A 22,015-nucleotide genomic window follows, 5' to 3' on the forward strand; every position below is an offset into this window, starting at 1 on the left:
ATGCAAATTGGTGCAAAAAATATCACTTTCGACTCATTTTATAATTGAGGTTTCTTGAAAAGCCTGGCACAGTGATGTTTTTGAGGAAAAGAAAATGGGAATCAAAATTTTGTTATGGAATCGGGTTTCAATATCTAGTATCATGGGAACAGTATTAATACTATATATAGTGTTTGCTCTTATAATATAAAGGAGGAATTGTCAAATGGTTTCTGCAACTAATTCTGTTTTTACGTTAAATCCCGATGCTCTGAATAAGGATATCGAGCAGTTTCCGCAAGTCTATCCGATAACGCCGGACATGTCGACAACACACAAAGGTGTATCGAGGTTAGTCATGATCGACCGTTATTCTTTTAAGGATACAGAAAAGAAAACTTTAAAAGCTGGAGATTTTGTTGTTCTTACAGTCAAAGAAGATCCGAAATTCCCAGCTCGCGGATTAGGATTTATCGTATCGGTTAATCGGGCGTCGAATCAAGCGGAAGTTTGGATTGAAGAAGATTACCGCAGCGCAATCGATAACCAGGATGATCTTGAAAACGGCATTGTTGTCAGATCGCTTGACGTTATCGAAAAACCCCTGGAAGTTTATTATGAACAGATTGCTAAGCGCAACGCAGCGGGTCTTGCTTCTGTAGAAAAGACAGAAGAAAAACGCAAGGAATGGTTTGATAAATTCTATGAGCAGCTCGTCGGTCTGAAGTTTATACCTGCAGGACGCGTCCTTTATGGAGCAGGCGCAGATACAGATGTCACTTATTTTAATTGTTATGTAATGCCGTTTGTTGCAGATTCACGTGAAGGCATTTCCGATCACCGTAAACAAGTGATGGAAATCATGAGCCGCGGCGGGGGAGTCGGTACAAATGGATCGACTTTGCGCCCGCGTAACACTTTGGCACGTGGTGTTAACGGCAAATCATCCGGATCCGTATCATGGCTGGATGATATTGCAAAACTTACTCACTTGGTTGAACAAGGCGGTTCACGACGCGGGGCGCAAATGATCATGCTCGCCGACTGGCATCCGGACATTGCGGAATTCATCATCTCGAAAATGCAGAATCCGCGCATCCTTAGATACCTGATTGAAAATACTGAAGATGAAACAATTAAGAAATTGGCTAAAGATAAATTGAAGTTCAAACCATTGACTGAACAGGAAGAAGCAATGTACCAGGGTGTTCTTAATTACCGTGCAATTCCTGGCATGGGCGGTTTCAATGAGAAAATCATGCGTGATGCTGAAACGAAGCTGCGTGACGGCGGAACTTATTCCGTTCACAACGAAGAATTCCTGACAGGCGCTAATATTTCTGTTACGTTGACCAGCGACTTTATGACCGCTGTTGAAAATGACGAGGATTTCGATTTGCGGTTCCCGGCTGTAGAATCTTATTCCAAAGAAGAAATGGCTATCTATAATGAACAATGGCAGGAAGTCGGAGATGTCCGCGAGTGGGAACGGATGGGCCATAAAGTACGCACATACCGTACGATGAAAGCACGTGACCTATGGAATCTCATCAATGTCTGTGCAACGTATTCTGCAGAACCAGGCATTTTCTTCATCGACAATGCAAATGAAAAAACGAATGCCAAAGCATACGGCCAAAAAGTCGTAGCTACCAACCCTTGCGGCGAACAGCCACTGGCACCCTATTCAGTATGTAACCTGGCTGCCGTTAACCTTGCGCAATTCGCCGATCCAAAAACAAAAGAAGTTGATTTTGAATCGCTGAAAGAAACAGTGCGTGTCGGTGTCCGCATGCAGGACAATGTTATCGATGCAACTCCTTATTTCCTGGAAGAGAACCGCATCCAGGCACTCGGCGAACGCCGCGTGGGATTAGGAGTCATGGGTCTTGCCGATCTATTGATCTACTGCGACAAAGAATATGGTTCACCTGAAGGCAATGACCTCGTTGACCAGATTTTTAAAACAATCGCGGTTGCCGCCTATGAAGTTTCGACTGAGCTGGCTGCAGAACGCGGAAGCTTCCCATTCCTTGAAGGGGAAACAGAAGAACAGACTGCCGCTCTTCGCAAAGCGTTTACTGAAACAGGATTTATGCAGGGCATGCCGGAAGAAATCCGTGAAGGCATTCTGGCCAACGGCATCCGCAACTCTCATTTGCTGACAGTTGCACCTACAGGTTCCACTGGAACAATGGTAGGCGTCTCCACAGGGCTTGAGCCATATTATTCATTCACATACTACCGCAGTGGACGCCTTGGCAAATTCATCGAAGTGAAAGCGGATATCGTCCGTGAATATTTGAAGAACAACCCGGAAGCTGATGAAGAAAACTTGCCGAAAGCATTTGTCACATCAATGGATTTGGCGCCGGAAGCCCACGCTGATGTGCAGTGCATCATCCAGCGCTGGATCGATTCCTCCATTTCGAAGACAGTCAACGCACCGCGTGGATATACTGTCGAACAAGTGGAAGGCGTCTACGAACGTCTTTACAAAGGCGGCGCTAAAGGCGGAACGGTCTACGTTGACGGAAGCCGTGATTCTCAGGTGCTGACTTTGAAAGCCGAAGAAAATACATTTGAAGATGAAGCGCCGGAAGAAGTACAGACTAAACGTCCGATTGTTTTGATCGACACCATCCAGGATCTTCGCTCAACAAATGTCACGATCGGTTCAGAAGTGGGCGATACTTGTCCAGTCTGCCGTAAAGGGACAGTCGAAGAAATGGGCGGCTGCAACACATGCACGAATTGCGCCGCGCAATTGAAATGCGGACTGTAAATTAAAGACTTGAAAGCGGAAGCCTCGGCTTCCGCTTTTTTATATGGAGATAAATCTTGGGTTACACGAACGTTCAATTTCCCGCTTATAGTTGCTCGATTCCACTCGTATGATAAAATAATGAAGAAGTTACTGACGGGGAGTGAAGAAGATGCGCGCTTTAGTTTTGAATGGGCCCAATTTGAACCGGCTGGGTAAAAGGGAACCGGATGCTTACGGCACATTTACACTTGCTGAATTGGAAGATGAGCTGGAACAATTCGCATTCGCCAACGGCATTGAATTGACCTGCAGCCAGTCCAATCATGAGGGTGAAATCATCGATTGGCTCCAGCAGGCGGAACGCCAGAATCTTGACGGCATTGTTCTGAATGCAGGGGCTTATACACATACCAGCATTGCTATTCGCGATGCCATCGCTTCCATTCAAGTACCCGTTATAGAAGTACATATTTCAAATGTTCACAAACGGGAAGAATTCCGCCACCATTCCTATTTGGCACCGGTAGTGGAAGGGCAGATCACTGGATTCGGGAAAGATGTCTATTTCCTTGGTCTGCATGCCTTGCTTTTACGAAATCAGAGAGGATGACTATTTTGAAACTGCAAAAACTTCGGAACGAAATGGACCAAAATGAAATTGAAGCTTTCCTGATCACGAGCGAATACAATCTTCGCTACATTACAGAATTCACCGGTTCTTCAGGATTGGCGATAGTTACAAAAGAACAAGCGCTTTTCATCACGGATTTCCGCTATACCGAACAGGCAGCGGACCAAATAAAGGATTTTGAAATAATCCAGGCAAAAACGAATCTGCTGGAAGAAGCAGCTGAACAAGTGAAAAAATTAGGCGTGGAAACACTTAGTTTTGAAAAAGACTTCGTTACATATTCATCTTTTGAACAATACGGTGAAAAAATGGATGCGGAATTAAAACCCGTAAGCGGCATAGTTGAAAAAATACGGATGATCAAAACACCCGAAGAAGTGGAAATCCTGAAAGCTGCAGCTAAAATTGCGGATGATACATTTGAATACATCTGTACTTTCATCAAACCGGGCATGACCGAGCTTGAAGTTTCAAACGAATTGGAATTCTTCATGCGCAAGCAGGGAGCGACGTCATCTTCCTTTGACATCATCGTCGCTTCGGGCTACCGTTCGGCATTGCCGCATGGTGTCGCATCGGAGAAAGTAATCGAATCCGGCGATTTCGTCACAATGGATTTCGGCGCTTTGTATAAAGGCTATATTTCTGATATCACGCGGACTGTGTCTGTCGGGGAACCATTAGAAAAGCTGAAAGAAATTTATCAGGTTGTTCTGGACGCGCAAGAAATGGGCGTTGAAAAAATCGGGCCTGGAATGACTGGATTCGACGCTGACGCAATCGGCCGAGATTATATTAAGTCAAAAGGATATGGCGATGCATTCGGGCATTCCACTGGGCATGGCATCGGCCTTGAAGTCCATGAGGGGCCAGCTCTTTCATTCAAGTCGCAAACAGTGCTTGAACCAGGTATGGCAGTGACGGTTGAGCCGGGAATTTATTTGCCGGGTATTGGCGGAGTGCGCATTGAAGATGATATACTGATTACCGAGTCCGGAAACGAAAGACTGACCAAGTCTTCAAAAGAGCTTCGCATTTTATAAAAACGGAGGAAATTAAATGATTTCTGTAAATGATTTTAAAACAGGTGTAACAATTGAAGTAGACGGCGGCATTTGGCGCGTAATGGAATTCCAGCACGTGAAACCAGGTAAAGGGGCGGCATTCGTCCGTTCAAAATTGCGTAATCTTCGCTCTGGAAGTGTGACAGAAAAGACTTTCCGCGCTGGTGAAAAAGTTGCCAAAGCACAAATCGACAACAAAAAGATGCAATATTTGTATGCAAACGGTGATGTTCATGCGTTCATGGACACTGAAACTTATGATCAGATTGAACTGCCGGAAAAAAGCATTGAATATGAATTGAAATTCCTTCAGGAAAATATGGAAGTTCAAGTTATTCAATTCCATGGTGAAGTTCTGGGTGTTGAATTGCCGAATACCGTTGTCCTTGAAGTTGCCGAAACAGATCCGGGGATCAAGGGAGATACGGCAAGCGGCGGGACGAAACCTGCACGTCTCTCTACAGGATTGACTGTTCAGGTGCCATTCTTCGTCAACGAAGGCGATCAATTGATCATCAACACGACTGATTCGTCTTACGTTTCACGCGCACAATAAAGAAAAGCGACGGCACCCGTTAAGCTCTGAAACTCATAAAGTTGTTCAGTATGATATAGTGGCCTCCTTTGCCGGGGGCCGTTTCTATAAAAAAGGCAGTAAATCATTTAGTCATTCAATAAAATTTTGTACATAAGGGGAGTTGGGTAATTTGAAAATTCAAGAAATCCGCGAAATCATAAAGTTGGTCGATGGTTCGTCCATCAACGAATTCACATATGAAACAGAAGGCACAAAAATCAAGCTGAAGAAAAATGGCGGAGTGTCAGCTGATAATTCAGCGGCGTCAGCACAATCAGCTCCTGCAGCACCACAGGCTCCTCAAGCACCTGTAGCCCAAGAAGCGCCAGCCGCACCGGCGGTTTCTGAAGCGCCAGCTAATAATGAAAAAGCGGAACAATCAGCTTCAACTGAAGCGTCTGATGCCAATACGCACAAAATCCTGTCGCCAATGGTGGGGACATTCTATCAATCACCTTCACCGGACGAACCAGCTTATGTACAGGTTGGTGCGAAAGTTTCCGCTGAACAGGTAGTATGCATCGTAGAAGCCATGAAACTCTTCAATGAAATTGAAGCGGAAGTGGATGGGGAAATTGCTGAAATTCTTGTTAAAGACGGACAACTCGTCGAATATGGCCAGCCTTTATTCCTCGTTAAAACAAACTGAGGAAAGGGGATCTGACCAATGACGATGAAAAAAGTATTAATAGCCAATCGCGGTGAAATCGCAGTCCGGATTATCCGCGCATGCAAAGAAATGGATATCGCAACTGTCGCTGTCTATTCAGAAGCGGATAAAGAGGCATTGCACGTTGAATTAGCTGACGAAGCATATTGCATCGGCCCCAAATTATCAAAAGACAGCTATTTGAACTTTTCCAATATCATCAGTGTTGCGAAACTGACGAACTGTGACGGGATTCATCCCGGTTACGGATTTTTAGCGGAAAATGCCAGCTTCGCTGAGCTATGTGAAGAATGCGATATTATGTTCATCGGGCCAACGTCGGATGCGATCTCAAAAATGGGTACCAAGGATGTTGCCCGTGAAACTATGCGGAAAGCGGGAGTTCCGGTTGTTCCCGGATCTACGGGAATCGTCGCAAGTGAAGAAGATGGCCTTGAAATCGCTGAAAAAATCGGCTTTCCTGTCATCATCAAAGCGACTGCCGGCGGCGGAGGAAAAGGGATCCGCGTGGCAAGAAGCCGCGAAGATTTCATCACCGGCCTTCGGATGACCCAGAAAGAAGCGGCTGCCGCATTCGGCAATCCTGGCGTATATATTGAAAAGTTCATCGAAGATTTCCGTCATATCGAAATTCAAGTCCTGGCTGATTCACATGGCAACGCTGTCCATCTGGGAGAGCGTGACTGTTCGATTCAGCGCCGCATGCAAAAATTGGTGGAGGAAGCTCCATCACCCGCATTATCGCCTGAACTTCGTGCTGAAATGGGCGAAGCCGCAGTCAAAGCTGCTCTTGCAGTGGACTATCGCGGAGCAGGTACAGTGGAATTCATCTTTGATGCTGTAAACCAAAAATTCTATTTCATGGAAATGAACACGCGTATCCAGGTGGAGCATCCTGTGACGGAAATGATTACCGGTGTGGATCTTATCCAACAGCAATTGCGGGTGGCTTCCGGTGAAACATTGAGTTTCGGACAGGAAGATATCACTTTCAAAGGCTGGTCGATTGAATGCCGTATCAATGCTGAGAATCCAGCGAAGAATTTCATGCCTTCTGCGGGACGCGTGGATATGTATCTTCCGCCAGGCGGCCTCGGTGTCCGCATCGATTCTGCGATGTATTCCGGCTACAGCATTCCGCCGTATTATGATTCCATGGTCGCTAAATTGATCACATACGCTGATACACGTGAAGAGGCGGTTGCCAAAATGAAACGCGCACTTGGTGAGTTTGTCATCGAAGGTGTATTCACGACAATCCCGTTCCATTTGAAATTGATGGATCACGAAGTCTTCAAATCTGGTGATTTCAACACGAAATTCCTTGAGAAATACGATGTATTGAATTCCTAGGGAGGAATGTCACAATGGCAGAAAAAACGATTCCATATGTAAAAATGAAACCGACAAACAAGCAGGATCTTGGAAATATTGAAGTGGCTCCTGAAGTTCTTGAAATCATCGCGAGCATCGCGGCTTCGGATATTGAAGGGGTTGCCAGCATGCGCGGGAATTTTGCGTCAGGCGTTGTCGAGCGTCTTGGTAAAAAAGTGCATGGCAAAGGTGTAAAGACCGAGCTTGCGGCTGACGGTTTGATGATTGATGTCTATTGCGTCATCAATTATGGAGTATCAATTCCTCAAACTGCGCAAAAGATTCAGGAACAGGTTCGCCAGACACTCGAAAACATGACGTCTCTGCAGACGCAGGAAGTGAATGTCCATATTACCGGCATCCAGTTCGAGTCTCAGCAAAATATCGACTGATAAGGAAGAGCCTGCCCGGACACCAGATGGTGACGGGCGGCTTTTTTATTTGCAGACAGCTCTTAATAGCATGGGAATTCAGCTGTCACCACATGCTCTTATTTTCCGAACATTTCAAACATGGAAGTTCCGGTGGATTATCTGTATAATGAGGGGTAATTAGCAGTGAAAAGGAGACCGGGTTTATTATGAAACGACATGAAGCACGTGAAAAAGCACTCCAGACTTTATTTCAATTGGAGGGCACCGAACTGACGATGGTGGAAGCGATCGACCATGTAATGGATGGAGAGAACGATAATTTCTACACACTCCTTGTCGAAGGTACATATACGAATATGGCTGACATCGACGAAAAATTAAAAGGACATTTGGAAAATTGGTCGTTGGAGAGATTGCCGAAAATTGAACGCACGATCCTGCGTATGGCTGTCTTCGAACTGACATATATGGAAGATGCGCCATCCCGTGTCATCATGAATGAAGCGATTGAACTCAGTAAAACGTTCGGTGATGAAAAATCGAGCCGCTTCGTCAATGGGGTTCTATCTAAATTTACAGACGAACTAGAAAATTAATTTGGGGGGATTCACTTGTCAGCCACTTTAATCGATGGAAAAGCAACCAGCCAGAAAATCAAAAACGAAATAGCACTTCGCGTGGAACAATTAGCATCAAAAGGAATCATACCGGGATTAGCGGTCGTCCTGATCGGTGACAACCCGGCGTCCCATACATATGTAAAAAATAAAAAGAGGACATGCGAAGCACTTGGCATGCGTTCTGATTTATTGCAGTTCCCGGAGACTTTAGGTGAAGACGAATTACTGGCAGTGATCCACAACTTGAACAATGACCCTGAAATTCATGGCATACTCGTACAATTGCCGCTTCCGGGACATATCGATGAATTTAAAGTGATACTGGCGATCAATCCGGAAAAAGATGTCGACGGATTCCATCCTGTGTCAGTCGGAAATATGATGATTGGCAGGGACGCTTTTTTGCCATGTACGCCACACGGCATCATGAAACTGCTGGAAGAATATCAAATCGATCCGGCAGGCAAGCATGCGGTAGTCATCGGCAGAAGCAATATCGTCGGAAAGCCGGCGGGGCAGCTTCTATTGCAAAAGGACGCTACAGTGACATATTGCCATTCCAGAACTGTTGATTTGGTAGCTTATACCCGAACTGCGGATATTCTTGTATCTGCAGTCGGACGGGCGAAGTTTCTCAGCAAAGATTATATAAAACCTGGAGCTGTAGTCATCGATGTCGGCATGAACCGGGATGAAAACGGCAAGTTATGCGGCGACGTGAATTTTGACGACGTCCTTGAAACTGCTTCTTATGTTACACCCGTGCCAGGCGGTGTCGGTCCTATGACCATCGCTATGCTGATGGAAAATACACTCCTGTCGGCTGAAAGAGGATTAGCGGAGACAAAATGAGCTTGAGCATGTAAAATAATAAGAAACAAAGCTGTTTTTCGAAAGAAAGACAGCTTTTTAATATGGAAGATAGGGGCTGAAAACTTGACGTCCGACCCATACTTAAGTGTAAAAGCGTTAACGAAATACATAAAAAAGAAGTTTGATGCAGACCCTCATTTACGGGATGTTTACGTAAAAGGGGAGCTGTCGAATGTGAAGATCCATACGAGCGGCCATATTTATTTCACCTTGAAAGACAGTTCCGCGCGCCTCCCTGCGGTGATGTTTGCCGCGAATGCCCGTTCTGTGAAATTCAAACCTGAGAGCGGCATGACTGTACTGATACGCGGTGATGTTTCAGTATACGAAGCTTCAGGCCAGTATCAATTATATGCCCAATCAATGCAGCCGGATGGCATTGGAGATTATTATCTGGCGTTCGAGCAATTGAAGAAGAAGCTTCATGAAGAAGGTTTTTTTAACCCCTCCCATAAAAAGCAATTACCGAGATTTCCTGATAAAATCGCAGTAGTCACCGCCCCTACCGGAGCAGCTGTCAGAGATATCATCATCACATTGAACCGGCGCTATCCACTGGCCAAGGTCACGATATTTCCCACACTTGTACAAGGGGAGCAGGCGACAAGATCCATTGTCCAATCGATACAGGCAGCCAATAAATCGGATTTTGACGTCATGATTGTCGGCCGGGGCGGCGGATCCATTGAAGATCTGTGGGCTTTCAATGAAGAAGCGGTCGCCAGGGCCATTTTTGAATCACAGATTCCGATCATCTCCGCTGTAGGCCACGAGACCGACACAACGATCGCGGATTTTGTGGCAGACCTTCGCGCTGCCACACCGACAGCCGCTGCTGAACTCGCGGTGCCGAGCCGAACGGAACTGCTGGACAGGATGATAAACCAGCAGAGCGGCATGTACCGTGTCATTACGAATCTGCTCGAAAGGGAAAAGACAGCTTTAAGAAAGCTGACGACTTCGATGCCTTTCGCATATCCCGACCGCTTATATCGTCCATTCATCGAAAGAGTGGAACGCGCGACCGATTCACTACAACGGGAAGTTTTCCAGCACCTTAACCGTTCGCGGGAGAGGTATATGACCCTCGACCGTCAACTGGCCAATAGGATCCCGACACAGCGAATTCGGCAATCTAAAGCGGATATCAGCCAATTGCAAAAGCGGCTGGAGCAATCTGCAGTCCAATCCATTAATACAGATAAATTAAAATTAAGTTCGGTTATACGGACACTTGATGCTTTGAGTCCTTTAAAACTCATGGAGCGGGGCTACACCATCCCCTATAAAGACGGCGATGTAGTGAAAAGCATCCACCAGGTAGAAGCCGGAGACCAACTTAAAGTGACCATGCAGGACGGTACTGTTGAAACAACGGTCACAAAAACCATTCCAACTACAAAAGGGGAGCATACTGATGGCTGAAAAGAAAATCATGTTCAATGATGCAATGCAGCAATTGGAGGAAATCGTCCGCCAGCTCGAGCAGGGGGATGTGCCTCTTGAAGAAGCATTAACGTTATATCAAAAAGGCATGGAACTATCCAAAGTGTGCCATGATAAACTGCAGAATGCGGAAGAACAATTAGTGACGATGATGAAAGACGGCAAGGAAACACCTGTCGACATCGGAAAGGACGGAATTGAAAAATGAAGTTAAATGAATTTCGCAGCTATTACGAGCCGTTAATCCAGCAGGAGTTGCTGAATCAGATTTCTTCATTGTCAATACCTTCTTCACTAAAGGAATCCATGAATTATTCCTTGCAGGCAGGCGGCAAGCGCATTCGTCCGATACTTCTGCTTGCTGTCATGCATGAACTTGGCCATAACCATCCCGATGCTCTGAAGGTTGCGGCTGCAATTGAAATGATCCATACCTATTCATTGATCCATGACGATTTGCCAAGTATGGATGACGACGATTTGAGAAGAGGCATGCCGACAAACCATAAAGTTTATGGGGAGGCAGTCGCCATCCTGGCGGGTGACGCTCTACTTACTTACAGCTTTGGTTTAATCGCGCGCTTAGAAAATGTCACGAGCGCTGATAAAGTGCAATTGATCGATCTTATGAGTGTGTCAGCCGGTGCGGAAGGCATGGTCGGCGGCCAGATCCTTGATATTGAAGGCGAAGAAAAGAAATTGGAATTACAGGAACTTGAGCAAGTGCATCGCTTGAAAACAGGTGCGCTGCTGACTTTCAGTATACTTGCCGGTGCGATTCTTTCGCAGGCGAAACCGGAAAGCATCATGTCTTTAACCCGTTTTGGAGAACATTTGGGACTTGCTTTCCAAATTCAGGACGATATTCTGGATGTGACGGGAACTTCGGAAGAACTCGGCAAGACTGCAGGGAAAGACGAAAACAGTGAAAAAAGCACATATCCGGGTATTTTGACTTTGCCGAGAGCAAAAGAAAAATTGGATTATCATGCTTCGGAAGCATTGGCTTCAATCGACGGCCTGAATGGGGAAATGGCGTTATTGAAAGAATTGACCGAGATGATTGTCAAAAGAAAAAACTGACAATAGTTGCTCCCGTTTGTACATTCGCTGACAATTGATATAATGTAGAGAGAAATAAAGACGGAAAAATTTTTAAAAAGGTGTGTGATGGAATGGATCTTCATACGATTACTAGTCCATCTTTCTTAAAACAGCTGGACAATGATCAGCTCGTTGTATTAAAAGAAGATATCAGACGATTTTTAATAGAGAATTTATCGAAAACCGGTGGCCATATCGGTCCCAATCTGGGTGTTGTCGAATTGACAATAGCGCTTCACCGCGTTTTTGACAGCCCATCCGACAAATTGATCTGGGATGTTGGACACCAGTCCTACGTCCATAAGATCCTTACCGGAAGAGCTTCGCAATTTGATACTTTGCGCCAGTTCAAAGGACTATGCGGTTTCCCTAAACGCAATGAAAGCGACCATGATGTCTGGGAAACGGGCCATAGTTCAACTTCTTTATCCGCCGCGATGGGGATGGCTGCTGCCCGCGATATCAAAGGGGCAAAAAATCATGTCATTCCGATTATCGGCGATGGCGCACTTACAGGTGGTATGGCCTTAGAAGCACTGAACCATATCGGCCACGCCAACACGGATATGGTTGTTATCTTAAATGACAACGAAATGTCAATTGCACCGAACGTTGGGGCATTGCATTCTGTGCTTGGCCGGATGCGCACTGCCGGAAAATACAATAAAGTCAAAGATGATCTTGAGTATCTTCTTAAAAAAGTGCCTGCTGTCGGCGGCAAACTTGCCACTACTGCAGAACGTGTAAAAGACAGCCTTAAATATCTTCTGGTGTCTGGCATGTTCTTTGAGGAGCTTGGATTCACTTACCTTGGACCAATTGACGGCCATGATCTGGAAGAATTGGAAGACAATCTCCAATATGCGAAAAAAGTCGGCGGACCTGTACTATTGCATGTCGTTACGAAAAAAGGTAAAGGCTTCTTGCCTGCAGAACAGGATAAAATCGGTACATGGCACGGAACTGGCCCTTATAAGATCGATACAGGAGATCTCGTAAAATCATCATCGAAAGCACCGTCATGGAGCGGTTTGATCGCTGAGACTGTCCGCAAGCTGGCTCGCACAGATGAACGTATTGTGGCAATTACGCCTGCGATGCCTGTAGGTTCCAAGCTTGAGGGCTTTGCTTCCGAATTTCCGAATCGTTTCTACGATGTAGGAATTGCTGAACAGCATGCCACTACTATGTCCGCTGGACTTGCTACACAGGACATGAAACCTTTCCTTGCAATCTATTCGACATTCCTTCAACGTGCCTATGACCAGGTCGTACATGATATTTGCCGCCAGAATCTGAATGTGTTCATCGGCATCGACCGCTCCGGTTTGGTTGGGGCAGACGGTGAAACGCATCAGGGTGTATTTGATGTCGCATTCCTCCGTAACTTGCCGAATATGGTTGTCATGATGCCTAAAGATGAAAACGAAGGGCAGCATATGGTTAAAACCGCTATCGACTATAACGGAGGTCCGATTGCATTGCGTTATCCGCGGGGCAACGGGCTAGGTGTAGAGATGGATGAGGAGCTGCAGGCATTGCCGATCGGCAGCTGGGAAGTGTTGAAAAAAGGCACAGATGCCGTTATCCTGACTTTCGGCACGACGATACCGATGGCGATGGATGCTGCAGAAAAACTTGCTGAAAAAGGCGTCAATGCTGAAGTTGTCAATGCACGGTTCATTAAACCGATGGATGAAGAAATGCTTCACTCCATCTTCAAACGCAATATTCCAGTGATGACTATTGAAGAAGCAATCCTGCAGGGCGGTTTCGGCAGCGCAGTTCTAGAGTTTGCCCATGATAACAACTATCATGACGCCACAATCGACCGTATGGGAATTCCGGATCAATTCATCGAACACGGCGATGTTGCCGAATTGATGGATGAAATCCATATGAACAGCGATCAAGTCGTGAGCACTATTCAAAATCTGATTCCTGAAAAATCACAGGCAGGCTTTAAGGCCCTATGAATAAAATAAAAAAAGAGCGTGTGGATGTTCTCCTTGTAGAAAGGGGAATATGTGAAACACGTGAGAAAGCCAAACGGGCCATCATGGCCGGAATTATCTATTCCGGTTCTGAACGGCTGAATAAACCCGGAGAAAAGATCTTTTCGGATGCTCCTTTGCAAATGAAGGGCAACGATTTGAAGTATGTAAGCCGTGGCGGTCTGAAGCTTGAAAAAGCATTGGCTGAGTTCGATCTTTCTGTTGAAGGCAAACTGATGCTTGATATCGGTTCTTCGACCGGCGGGTTTACGGATTGCGCTTTGCAGAATGGCGCTGCTCATTGTTACGCGCTTGATGTCGGCTATAATCAGCTTGCCTGGAAAATCAGGCAGGACGACCGCGTGACAGTTATGGAACGCACGAATTTCCGCCATTCCAAAGCTGAAGATTTCACAGCAGGACTGCCTGAATTCACCAGTATTGACGTCTCGTTTATTTCGCTTAAAATCATCCTGCCGGTATTGAAAACGATACTGGTGCCGGGTGGCGATGTGATAGCTCTTGTCAAACCCCAATTCGAAGCCGGTAGGGAAAATGTCGGAAAAAAAGGCATTGTCCGCGATCCCAAAATCCATAAGGATGTGCTGATGAAAGTCGGCGGGTTCTCATCGGAAGCCGGATTTCACATTCGGAATATGTCATATTCGCCCATTACAGGGGGAGAGGGCAATATTGAATTCCTTTTTCATCTGCAATCCGCTTTTGAGGGGGAAGAAATCTCTTCCATTTCTGAAGAGCTGATTGATCAGACTGTCAAATCAGCCCATGATAATTTCTAACAGGCAAACACATTCCTTCGGGCATGTGTTTTCTTGTTTTTAGAAAGATTTAAGGTTACGATATAAAAGAATTAGAATAATTATTCATTCAGGGGGCACATTATGAATAAAGGACAACGCCATATTAAAATCCGTGATCTCATCTCGAACCGCGAGATTGAAACGCAGGATGAATTGGTGGATATATTGAAAGCTGGCGGATATGAAGTCACACAAGCTACAGTTTCCAGGGATATAAAAGAATTGCATCTTGTCAAAGTGCCGTTGCAGGACGGGCGCTATAAATACAGTTTGCCTGCGGATCAGCGCTTTAATCCGATGCAGAAATTGCATCGCGCACTAACTGATGCTTTTGTCAGCATTGACGGTGCAAGCCATTTTCTCGTCATGAAAACCTTGCCTGGCAATGCCCACGCTATAGGTTCATTGATCGACCATCTGGACTGGCCAGAGATACTCGGAACAATATGCGGCGATGACACCTGTTTGATAATATGCAGAGATACAGAACATCGGGATATATTAAAACAGCGCTTGATTGAAATGCTTTGATGAAGAGGTGAAAGCTGATGCTTCGTGAATTGGATATTAAGAATTTTGCAATCATAGATAATTTGACAGTCAGTTTTACCGAAGGGCTTACCGTGTTGACTGGCGAAACTGGAGCAGGAAAGTCGATCATCATCGATGCGGTCAATCTTTTGGCTGGCGGCAGAGGAAGCCAGGAGTTTATCAGGCATGGGGCCAGTAAAGCTGAAATAGAAGGGCTTTTTTCAATTGAAGACCCGAAGCACCCCGTTTTTCGTAAAATGGACGAGCTGGGAATAGATTCTGCTGAAGGGGATGTGTTACTGCGCCGCGAATTAAATGACAAAGGGAAAAACGTCTGCCGAATTAATGGTAAACTGGTGACGATTTCTATCTTGCGTGAAGTCGGCGGTGCATTGATCGACATCCATGGCCAGCATGAAACCCAGGAGCTGATGGATGAAAAGCGGCATCTTCATTTACTGGATCAGTATGCCGGAAAGAGTCTTTTGAAAGCAAAAGCGAGTTATTCCAATACTTATGAAAAATACACGAAACTGAAACGTGAATTTTCTTCCTATAATGAGAATGAACAGCAAATTGCACAGCGAATTGATTTGCTGACTTTCCAGCTTCGTGAAATTGAAGCTGCTGAACTTACCGCCGGTGAAGAGGAAGAGCTCGCGCTTGAACGAAAAAAACTGCAGAACTTCAATAAGATTTATGAATCGGTTTCTGCAGCGCATGAAGCGATTCAAGGAGAATCCAAAGGTTTGGACTGGGTCGGTTCTGCCATGTCTGAATTAGAACATGCCGCGTCTGTAGATGAGACATATCAAAGCCACTCGGAAATGGTAAGTGGCGCATTCTATCAATTGCAGGATACAGCAACAGAGATTAAACGCATGCTGGACGACATGGAATTCGACCCTGCCAGACTCAATGAAATTGAACAGCGCCTAGCAGCCATTCAGTCACTTAAAAGAAAGTATGGAGCTTCAGTCGAAGATATCCTCATCTATCAGGAAACCCAGACAGACGAATTGGATAAATTGCTGAACCGTGACCAGCGGCTTCAGCTGGATCAACAGAAGCTGAAGGAATTGAAAGAAGACCTGAAAGTTGATGCGGAAGAGCTGACTTTGTTAAGGAAAAAAGCGGCCAGCCGCCTGAGCAAAGATATTATGGAGCAGCTGCGTGAATTGCATATGGGCAAAGCTTCGTTTGAAGTGGTCTTTGAACCATTCGCACCTGGCAAATTCGATCGAAATGGCGGAGATTCCATTGCTTTCCATATATCTACTAATATGGGGGAGCCTCTGAAGCCTTTGACAAAAGTGGCTTCAGGCGGTGAATTGTCACGGATGATGCTTGCTTTAAAAACAATCTTTTCGAAGCATCAAGGAATCACTTCCATTATTTTCGATGAAGTTGATACGGGAGTCAGTGGCCGGGTAGCACAAGCAATCGCAGAAAAAATTGCAGCGATATCCGTGCATTCCCAGGTATTGTGCATATCCCATCTGCCACAAGTTGCGGCTATGGCTGATCAGCATCTTTTCATAGAAAAACGGATTGAAAAGAAACGTACCATTACTGCAGTCCATGAATTGGATGGCCGTGAACGAACGGAAGAAATGAGCAGGATGCTTTCGGGAGCGGAAATTACAGAATTGACATTGCAGCATGCAGACGAATTGCTTAAGCTCGCCAAAGACCGCAAACTTGCGATGAGATAAACTCCAAAGAGCAGGTACAGGAGGACGTGGAATTATGGAAAAGATAAACGTCGCGATTGCCGATGATAATCGCCAATTAGCGGATATGATGGTGGAATATCTGAATTTACAGCCGAATATGGAAGTGGTGGCAGTCGTCCATAACGGAAAAGAATGCATAGAAATGCTGAAGAAGCAGCAAGTTGATATATTATTACTGGATAATATCATGCCTTTTCTGGACGGGATTGGTGTACTGGATGCCATTAAAGGTGATGAAGAGCTTAAAGATGTCCGTGTAATCATGCTGTCTGCATTTGGTCAGGATACCTTGATGAGCCAGGCTGCTCAAAACGGTGCTTCCTATTTCATCATGAAGCCGTTTGAACTCGATCGTCTGGCTTTGCAGATTGAACATATAATGGAAGAAAAGAATGCGGAGCCAGAGGTAAAAGACGATCCCGTTACTGCAGTTATCAAAGAGATCGGGATTCCGGCACACATCAATGGTTATATTTATTTAAAAGAAGCTGTAAATCTTGTGCTGGAAGACCCGAACATTATTCATAAAGTGACGAAATCATTGTATCCGGGAATCGCTGGAAGATTTGATACCACTTCCACACGCGTAGAACGCTCAATACGCCATGCGATAGAGCTTGTGTGGAATCGCGGAGATATTAAAACGATAGCCCAGACATTCGGCTACAGCGAAGACTATTTGAGGAATCGCCCGGCTAACTCGGAATTCATTGCCATGTTGCACGAAACAGTCCACCGGAACATGGAAAATGAAAATAAGAACGCTGAATAACAGGCATTATTCACCTATGAGGGCATCGGAACAGCAGTTTCCGGTGTCCTCATTTCCATTCGGATAACTGTACATCCTACAGCATCATGGTAAAATGGACACCGAATGGAAAATAACATCCCGCACCAGAAAAATTCTCAAGCAGAAAGCGTGGTAATCATGCAAAATATAGAAATATACAGCCATCGGGGCGCCTCATCTTCTGCGCTCGAGAATACATGGCCGGCATTTCGCAAGGCCTGTGAATTGAACGTGGGCATCGAGTTGGATGTTCAGATAACGAAAGATGGAGTAGTGCTGGTATTTCATGATGACAATCTAAAAAGACTGAGCGGCAAAAACCTGATGATTGAAGAGACGGATTATGAAAAAATAAAAGATCTGAAAATAGGGAAGCGGGGACGGCGGAGATTTTCAGCCGATCGCATTCCTTTAGCATATGAAGTTTTCCACTGGGCAAAGGAAAAGTCGATTCCGCTGAATATCGAGATGAAAGAATCTTTTGCTGTTCATCCAGAAGGACCTGAAATCCTGGCGGCTATGCTTGAAGGATTAAAAGATATTCACCTCTCTTCTTTCAACGCTGATATTCTAAAGGAAATGAAAAAATGCAAACCCGAAATCGAAACAGCTCTTGTTATCAAAAAAAACCTCAAGCTTCAATTATTGGACAAGCTGACCTGGGTTGACAGTATCCATCTGCATAAACGCCTATACTCAGAAGATTTATTAGTTCGTTTAAAAAAGATGCAGAAGACGATAAGAGTATATGGAATTGTTGGCACTGAAAAGATGGTAAAACAACCTTCGCAATATCTATCTGGCATCATCACGGATTATCCGGGAAAAATCAAAGAAAAAATGCGTCTGCCTGAGTGAGGCAGACGCATTTTTTATGGAATGAGTTTTCGTAGTTGTCCAGACTGCAGCGCCCAGCTCTGGCTTATGCCTTTTAGTGCTGAGCGGCCGTTTCCGCTTTTCGTTATTGTCTAGACTCCAACGGCCAACTCCTCGAGTCGTAAGCCCCTCTGGCTAGACGGCTGAAAACATGCCGTTACGCCAGCGTGTCTTACGCTTGTCGGAGCTGAGCGGCCGTTTCCGCTTTTCGTTACTGTCTAGACTCCAGCGGCCCTGCTCTTCGGGTCATAAGCCAGATTAGCTGCGTGGCAAAGATCGCCACTTCGCTAATCCGTCTTATGCCTTTCAGAGCATAACGGGCACTGTCGCTTTTCGTTACTTCTGAAATCTCTTTGATACTGTCCCTTTTTTGCGGTCCCGATTCAGCAGGAAGCCTGCAAAAAATCCGATACCGAGGACGGTGAAAAGCAGTCCCAGTGAAAATTGAAGCCAAAGAACAGGGTAAGGTTCCAACAATTTATTGAATACAGAATCTCTCATTAGTTTTATGCCATAGGCGGCCATAATTCCAGGTATTAAAAGAATGATGAATGCTATTAAACGTCCCATGTTTCCACTCCTTCTCTACCTATTGTTCCGATTTCCGTTAAAGTTGTCAAGAAATCCTGCCTGATGTACCCTTAAATAAGATTGCAATCTATTGCATAGACAGCAAAGGAGTTTGAATTATCTTGCAAAAAGTATTGATAATAGGCGGCGGTGCAGGCGGCTCGGCTTTGCTCGAAATGCTGCGTGATTCCGAAAATCTGGAAATGGCCGGCATCGCAGACATTAATCCTGCTGCTCCGGCATTGAATCTGGCAAAAGAATTGGGAATTATCGTCAGGGAAAGCTATACGGATTTTCATAGAAACGATTTTGATATTGTGATCAATGTATCAGGGAGCAATGACGTACAGCAGCAGCTGGAAAACTACTTTCCCTCAGGCACAGTCATTATTCCAGGAAGTATTGCGAACTTCATCGTAAAGCTGATAATCGAAAAAGAACATTTTATCAAAAAGCTAAGCGGTGAAAGCCACAAACAGAATATCATTTTCAATTCAATTGAAGAAGGAATGATTGGCATTGACCAAACCAGCCATATCATTTTTATGAATCGCTCCGCTTCAAGGATGCTTGAAAAAGATTCCCGGGAAGTCATCGGAAAACACATCCATGAATTGATTTCAACCAGTGAACTTCCGAGGATTTATGAAACGGGAAGGATTGAATTGAACAGGGAATTACAATTAAAGAATGGTTTGAAAATTGTCACTTCCCGTTTCCCCATGATTGATGAAAATGGGGAAATCATCGGGGCGTTCGCGGTGTTTCAAGATATTACCGAAGTGGTTTCATTGGCGGAAGAAATTACGGATCTGAAAGAAATCCAGACGATGCTTCAAGCGATTATCCAATCGAGTGACGATGCCATTTCAGTTGTGGATGAAAACGGTTATGGGCTTCTTGTCAATCCGGCCTATACGCGGATCACCGGTCTACAGATGGAAGACGTCATCGGACAGCCTGCTTCTGCGGATATTTCTGAAGGGGAAAGTATGCATTTGCGTGCGCTTCAGACGCGGAAACCGGTGCGTGGAGTCAATCTCAAAGTAGGGCCTGCAAACCGGGAAGTAATTGTTAATGTGGCTCCCATCATCGTTGATAACATTCTTAAAGGAAGTGTCGGCGTCATTCACGATACTACGGAAATCAGATCGCTTATGAAAGAGCTGGACCGTGCAAGAAGCATCATCCGGACGTTGGAATCCAAATATACTTTTGATGACATCATCGGTCTATCTCCTGAAATGCAATTGTCACTTCAACAGGCGAAACTGGCTGCGCAAACACCCGTTACGGTATTGCTGCGAGGCGAATCAGGAACAGGCAAGGAATTATTTGCCCATGCCATCCACAGTGCCAGTGACCGCAAGTACAATAAATTTGTGCGCGTAAACTGCGCGGCATTATCTGAGGAATTGCTGGAAAGTGAGCTTTTCGGCTACGAAGAAGGTGCTTTGCCGGGAGTCAAAAGCGGTGAAAAGAAAGGATTATTTGAAGAAGCTAATAATGGGAGTATTTTCATTGATGAAATCGGAGAATTGTCTCCGGCTATACAAAGCAAATTATTGAGAGTGCTTCAAGAACATGAAACGTTGAGAATAGGAGGCGGCACTCCTATTCCTGTTAACGTCAGGGTGATCGCATCCACCAATGCCAACATGGAAAAAGCATTGTTGGATGGAACTTTCAGGGAAGATCTCTATTATCGACTCAACCGGATGCCGATTCTCATTCCGCCTCTCCGGAGCAGGAAACAGGATATCCCGCGAATCGTTGACCGCCTGCTGATGAAATTGAACCAGGAGTATGGCAGAAACGTGGAAAGCATCACCGATAAAGCGCTGCAGCTTTTGCGTTTATACGACTGGCCAGGAAATGTAAGGGAGCTTGAGAACGTCATAAGCAGAGCGATGATCTTCATGAATATCAATGAAAAAGTCCTGACAGAAAAAAATATACCATTGAATATGATTAAAGCTTCAGAAGCGAAAAACGAAGTGGCGATTGAAAGCGGCAGCCCGCTTCAGGAACAGCTTGATACTGTTGAACGGGGAATTCTTCAGCGTGCTCTTGAACAAAATAAAGGGAATAAATCCAAGACCGCAAAAGCGCTGGATGTGTCGTTAAGAACCCTCTATTACAAGTTGGAAAAGTTCGGGTTGGATTGAAATTGCAGCTTTTTGCACGATTTTGCAAGAATTTGCAAAGAGATACGCTGTTTTCACTTGATAAAACGCTTACATCCCTTATATTACAGGCTTTTTTCTGTTTTAATTAAGAAGAATGAGGTGATAATCAATGACCACATTAAATGAAATAGTTGAACAAATCTCTACAGAAGTGAAACAAAATGATGTGGCGGTTGCCGCTGCAGCCGATATGGAAGTATTGGAAGCAGTTAGCATGGCAATCTCACGCAATATAGCCAGCTTTAGTCTATTTGATGAAGAAGCCAAACTAAAAAACATGATCAAAGAACATTTTCCTCATTTATTGAATCATCCGAAAGTCAGGCTGGTTAATGTAAAAGGAGCTGCGCAAGCAGCGAATGCCGCAGTGAAATCTGTTTTCGTCAAAGATTCTAATGTCTTGATGAAAGGGCATATTCCCACGGCAGTGCTTTTGAAAGCTGTATTGAACGATGAATATGGACTGCGGACAGGTAATATTCTGTCCCATGTCGCGGCGTTCGAAATTACAGGTTTTGATCGGCTTATTTTCGTAACGGATGCAGGCATGAATATTACGCCCGATCTCATGCAAAAAGCCCAGATTATCCGGAATGCAGTGCAAGTCGCGCGTTCCGTGGGTGTGGACAATCCTGTTGTAGCACCGCTTGCAGCAGTTGAAGTCGTAAACCCGGCAATGCAGGCAACACTTGATTCGGCTGCTTTGACCGCAATGAACAAAAGAGGGCAAATCACTGATTGCACAGTGGATGGGCCATTGGCTTTGGATAATGCAATTTCAACCATAGCCGCTGAACATAAGGGCATCTCAGGAACCACCGCTGGAAAAGCGGACATCTTAGTGGTACCGAACATAGAATCCGGTAATATCCTTTATAAATCTTTGGTCTATTTCGCGAAAGCGAAAGTCGGAGGAGTCATTGCGGGTGCTAAGGCGCCGATTGTGCTGACTTCCCGGGCAGACAGTGCCGAGAGTAAATTGTTTTCACTAGCATTGGCGATAAAATCATCAGCCATTGAATAAAT

General features: G+C 45.1%; 21 protein-coding genes. 20 read left to right on the plus strand and 1 reads right to left on the minus strand.

The annotated features are described in order from the left end of the window. Positions 1-205 precede the first annotated feature (205 nt). The 18 genes from AC2Q9J_RS08270 (at position 206) to AC2Q9J_RS08355 (ending at position 18,212) form a co-directional block, all read left to right on the plus strand. The gene (locus AC2Q9J_RS08270) at positions 206-2,764 is read left to right on the plus strand and encodes a vitamin B12-dependent ribonucleotide reductase (RefSeq protein ID WP_499038888.1); all 2,559 of its coding nucleotides are present in this window, start codon (positions 206-208) and stop codon (positions 2,762-2,764) included. Positions 2,765-2,915: 151 nt separating this feature from the next. Next, positions 2,916-3,356: a type II 3-dehydroquinate dehydratase gene (aroQ, locus tag AC2Q9J_RS08275; RefSeq protein ID WP_499038890.1), complete on the plus strand. Its 441-nt coding sequence runs from the start codon at positions 2,916-2,918 to the stop codon at positions 3,354-3,356. Between the two features lie 2 nt (positions 3,357-3,358). Continuing rightward, a complete protein-coding gene (locus tag AC2Q9J_RS08280) occupies positions 3,359-4,420 on the plus strand; it encodes a M24 family metallopeptidase (RefSeq protein ID WP_499039130.1) in 1,062 nt (353 codons plus the stop codon). 16 nt (positions 4,421-4,436) lie between these two features. Next, on the plus strand, positions 4,437-4,997 hold the full coding sequence (gene efp / locus AC2Q9J_RS08285) for an elongation factor P (RefSeq protein ID WP_499038892.1): 561 nt from the start codon (positions 4,437-4,439) through the stop codon (positions 4,995-4,997). A gap of 151 nt (positions 4,998-5,148) precedes the next feature. Next, on the plus strand, positions 5,149-5,667 hold the full coding sequence (gene accB, locus AC2Q9J_RS08290) for an acetyl-CoA carboxylase biotin carboxyl carrier protein (protein WP_499038894.1): 519 nt from the start codon (positions 5,149-5,151) through the stop codon (positions 5,665-5,667). 24 nt (positions 5,668-5,691) lie between these two features. Further along, positions 5,692-7,041 carry an acetyl-CoA carboxylase biotin carboxylase subunit gene (gene accC / locus AC2Q9J_RS08295; RefSeq protein ID WP_499039132.1) on the plus strand — a complete coding sequence of 450 codons (1,350 nt, stop codon included), beginning with the start codon at positions 5,692-5,694 and terminating at the stop codon, positions 7,039-7,041. 14 nt (positions 7,042-7,055) lie between these two features. Then, positions 7,056-7,454, plus strand: a complete 399-nt coding sequence (locus AC2Q9J_RS08300) for an Asp23/Gls24 family envelope stress response protein (RefSeq protein WP_084246056.1) — start codon at positions 7,056-7,058, stop codon at positions 7,452-7,454. A gap of 188 nt (positions 7,455-7,642) precedes the next feature. Then, positions 7,643-8,032, plus strand: coding sequence for a transcription antitermination factor NusB (gene nusB / locus AC2Q9J_RS08305; RefSeq protein WP_084246054.1), 390 nt, complete (start codon positions 7,643-7,645; stop codon positions 8,030-8,032). A 15-nt stretch (positions 8,033-8,047) separates the two neighbouring features. After that, complete coding sequence (gene folD / locus AC2Q9J_RS08310; protein WP_499038896.1) at positions 8,048-8,908, plus strand: bifunctional methylenetetrahydrofolate dehydrogenase/methenyltetrahydrofolate cyclohydrolase FolD; 861 nt, start codon at positions 8,048-8,050, stop codon at positions 8,906-8,908. 84 nt (positions 8,909-8,992) lie between these two features. Continuing rightward, positions 8,993-10,354: an exodeoxyribonuclease VII large subunit gene (gene xseA / locus AC2Q9J_RS08315; protein ID WP_499038898.1), complete on the plus strand. Its 1,362-nt coding sequence runs from the start codon at positions 8,993-8,995 to the stop codon at positions 10,352-10,354. After that, positions 10,347-10,583 (plus strand): exodeoxyribonuclease VII small subunit, encoded by a 237-nt coding sequence (locus tag AC2Q9J_RS08320; protein WP_499038900.1) that lies wholly within the window; start codon positions 10,347-10,349, stop codon positions 10,581-10,583. The genes xseA and AC2Q9J_RS08320 overlap by 8 nt, the downstream gene beginning before the upstream one ends. Next, positions 10,580-11,458, plus strand: a complete 879-nt coding sequence (locus tag AC2Q9J_RS08325; protein WP_499038902.1) for a polyprenyl synthetase family protein — start codon at positions 10,580-10,582, stop codon at positions 11,456-11,458. The genes AC2Q9J_RS08320 and AC2Q9J_RS08325 overlap by 4 nt, the downstream gene beginning before the upstream one ends. A gap of 92 nt (positions 11,459-11,550) precedes the next feature. Beyond that, on the plus strand, positions 11,551-13,455 hold the full coding sequence (dxs, locus tag AC2Q9J_RS08330; RefSeq protein ID WP_499038903.1) for a 1-deoxy-D-xylulose-5-phosphate synthase: 1,905 nt from the start codon (positions 11,551-11,553) through the stop codon (positions 13,453-13,455). After that, the gene (locus tag AC2Q9J_RS08335; protein WP_499038905.1) at positions 13,452-14,273 is read left to right on the plus strand and encodes a TlyA family RNA methyltransferase; all 822 of its coding nucleotides are present in this window, start codon (positions 13,452-13,454) and stop codon (positions 14,271-14,273) included. The genes dxs and AC2Q9J_RS08335 overlap by 4 nt, the downstream gene beginning before the upstream one ends. Positions 14,274-14,375: 102 nt before the next feature. Beyond that, complete coding sequence (gene ahrC / locus AC2Q9J_RS08340) at positions 14,376-14,825, plus strand: transcriptional regulator AhrC/ArgR (RefSeq protein ID WP_084246040.1); 450 nt, start codon at positions 14,376-14,378, stop codon at positions 14,823-14,825. Positions 14,826-14,842: 17 nt separating this feature from the next. Beyond that, entirely contained in the window at positions 14,843-16,540 is a 1,698-nt protein-coding gene (recN, locus tag AC2Q9J_RS08345) for a DNA repair protein RecN (protein WP_499038908.1), read from the plus strand. 34 nt (positions 16,541-16,574) lie between these two features. Then, positions 16,575-17,333 (plus strand): sporulation transcription factor Spo0A, encoded by a 759-nt coding sequence (spo0A, locus tag AC2Q9J_RS08350; protein WP_499038910.1) that lies wholly within the window; start codon positions 16,575-16,577, stop codon positions 17,331-17,333. A gap of 159 nt (positions 17,334-17,492) precedes the next feature. Beyond that, on the plus strand, positions 17,493-18,212 hold the full coding sequence (locus AC2Q9J_RS08355; RefSeq protein ID WP_499038912.1) for a glycerophosphodiester phosphodiesterase: 720 nt from the start codon (positions 17,493-17,495) through the stop codon (positions 18,210-18,212). 354 nt (positions 18,213-18,566) lie between these two features. Here the strand turns inward: AC2Q9J_RS08355 and AC2Q9J_RS08360 are convergent, their stop codons facing one another. Then, positions 18,567-18,800 carry a DUF2627 domain-containing protein gene (locus tag AC2Q9J_RS08360; protein ID WP_210018927.1) on the minus strand — a complete coding sequence of 78 codons (234 nt, stop codon included), beginning with the start codon at positions 18,798-18,800 and terminating at the stop codon, positions 18,567-18,569. A gap of 122 nt (positions 18,801-18,922) precedes the next feature. Here AC2Q9J_RS08360 and AC2Q9J_RS08365 point away from each other — a divergent pair, with 122 nt between their 5' ends. Together AC2Q9J_RS08365 and yqiS are read left to right on the plus strand one after the other, a co-directional pair. Next, the gene (locus AC2Q9J_RS08365) at positions 18,923-20,968 is read left to right on the plus strand and encodes a sigma-54 interaction domain-containing protein (protein ID WP_499038913.1); all 2,046 of its coding nucleotides are present in this window, start codon (positions 18,923-18,925) and stop codon (positions 20,966-20,968) included. Between the two features lie 130 nt (positions 20,969-21,098). Then, the gene (gene yqiS / locus AC2Q9J_RS08370) at positions 21,099-22,013 is read left to right on the plus strand and encodes a phosphate butyryltransferase (RefSeq protein ID WP_499038915.1); all 915 of its coding nucleotides are present in this window, start codon (positions 21,099-21,101) and stop codon (positions 22,011-22,013) included. Positions 22,014-22,015: the final 2 nt, after the last annotated feature.

The organism is Planococcus sp. RAB007_Raresut (assembly GCF_057369535.1).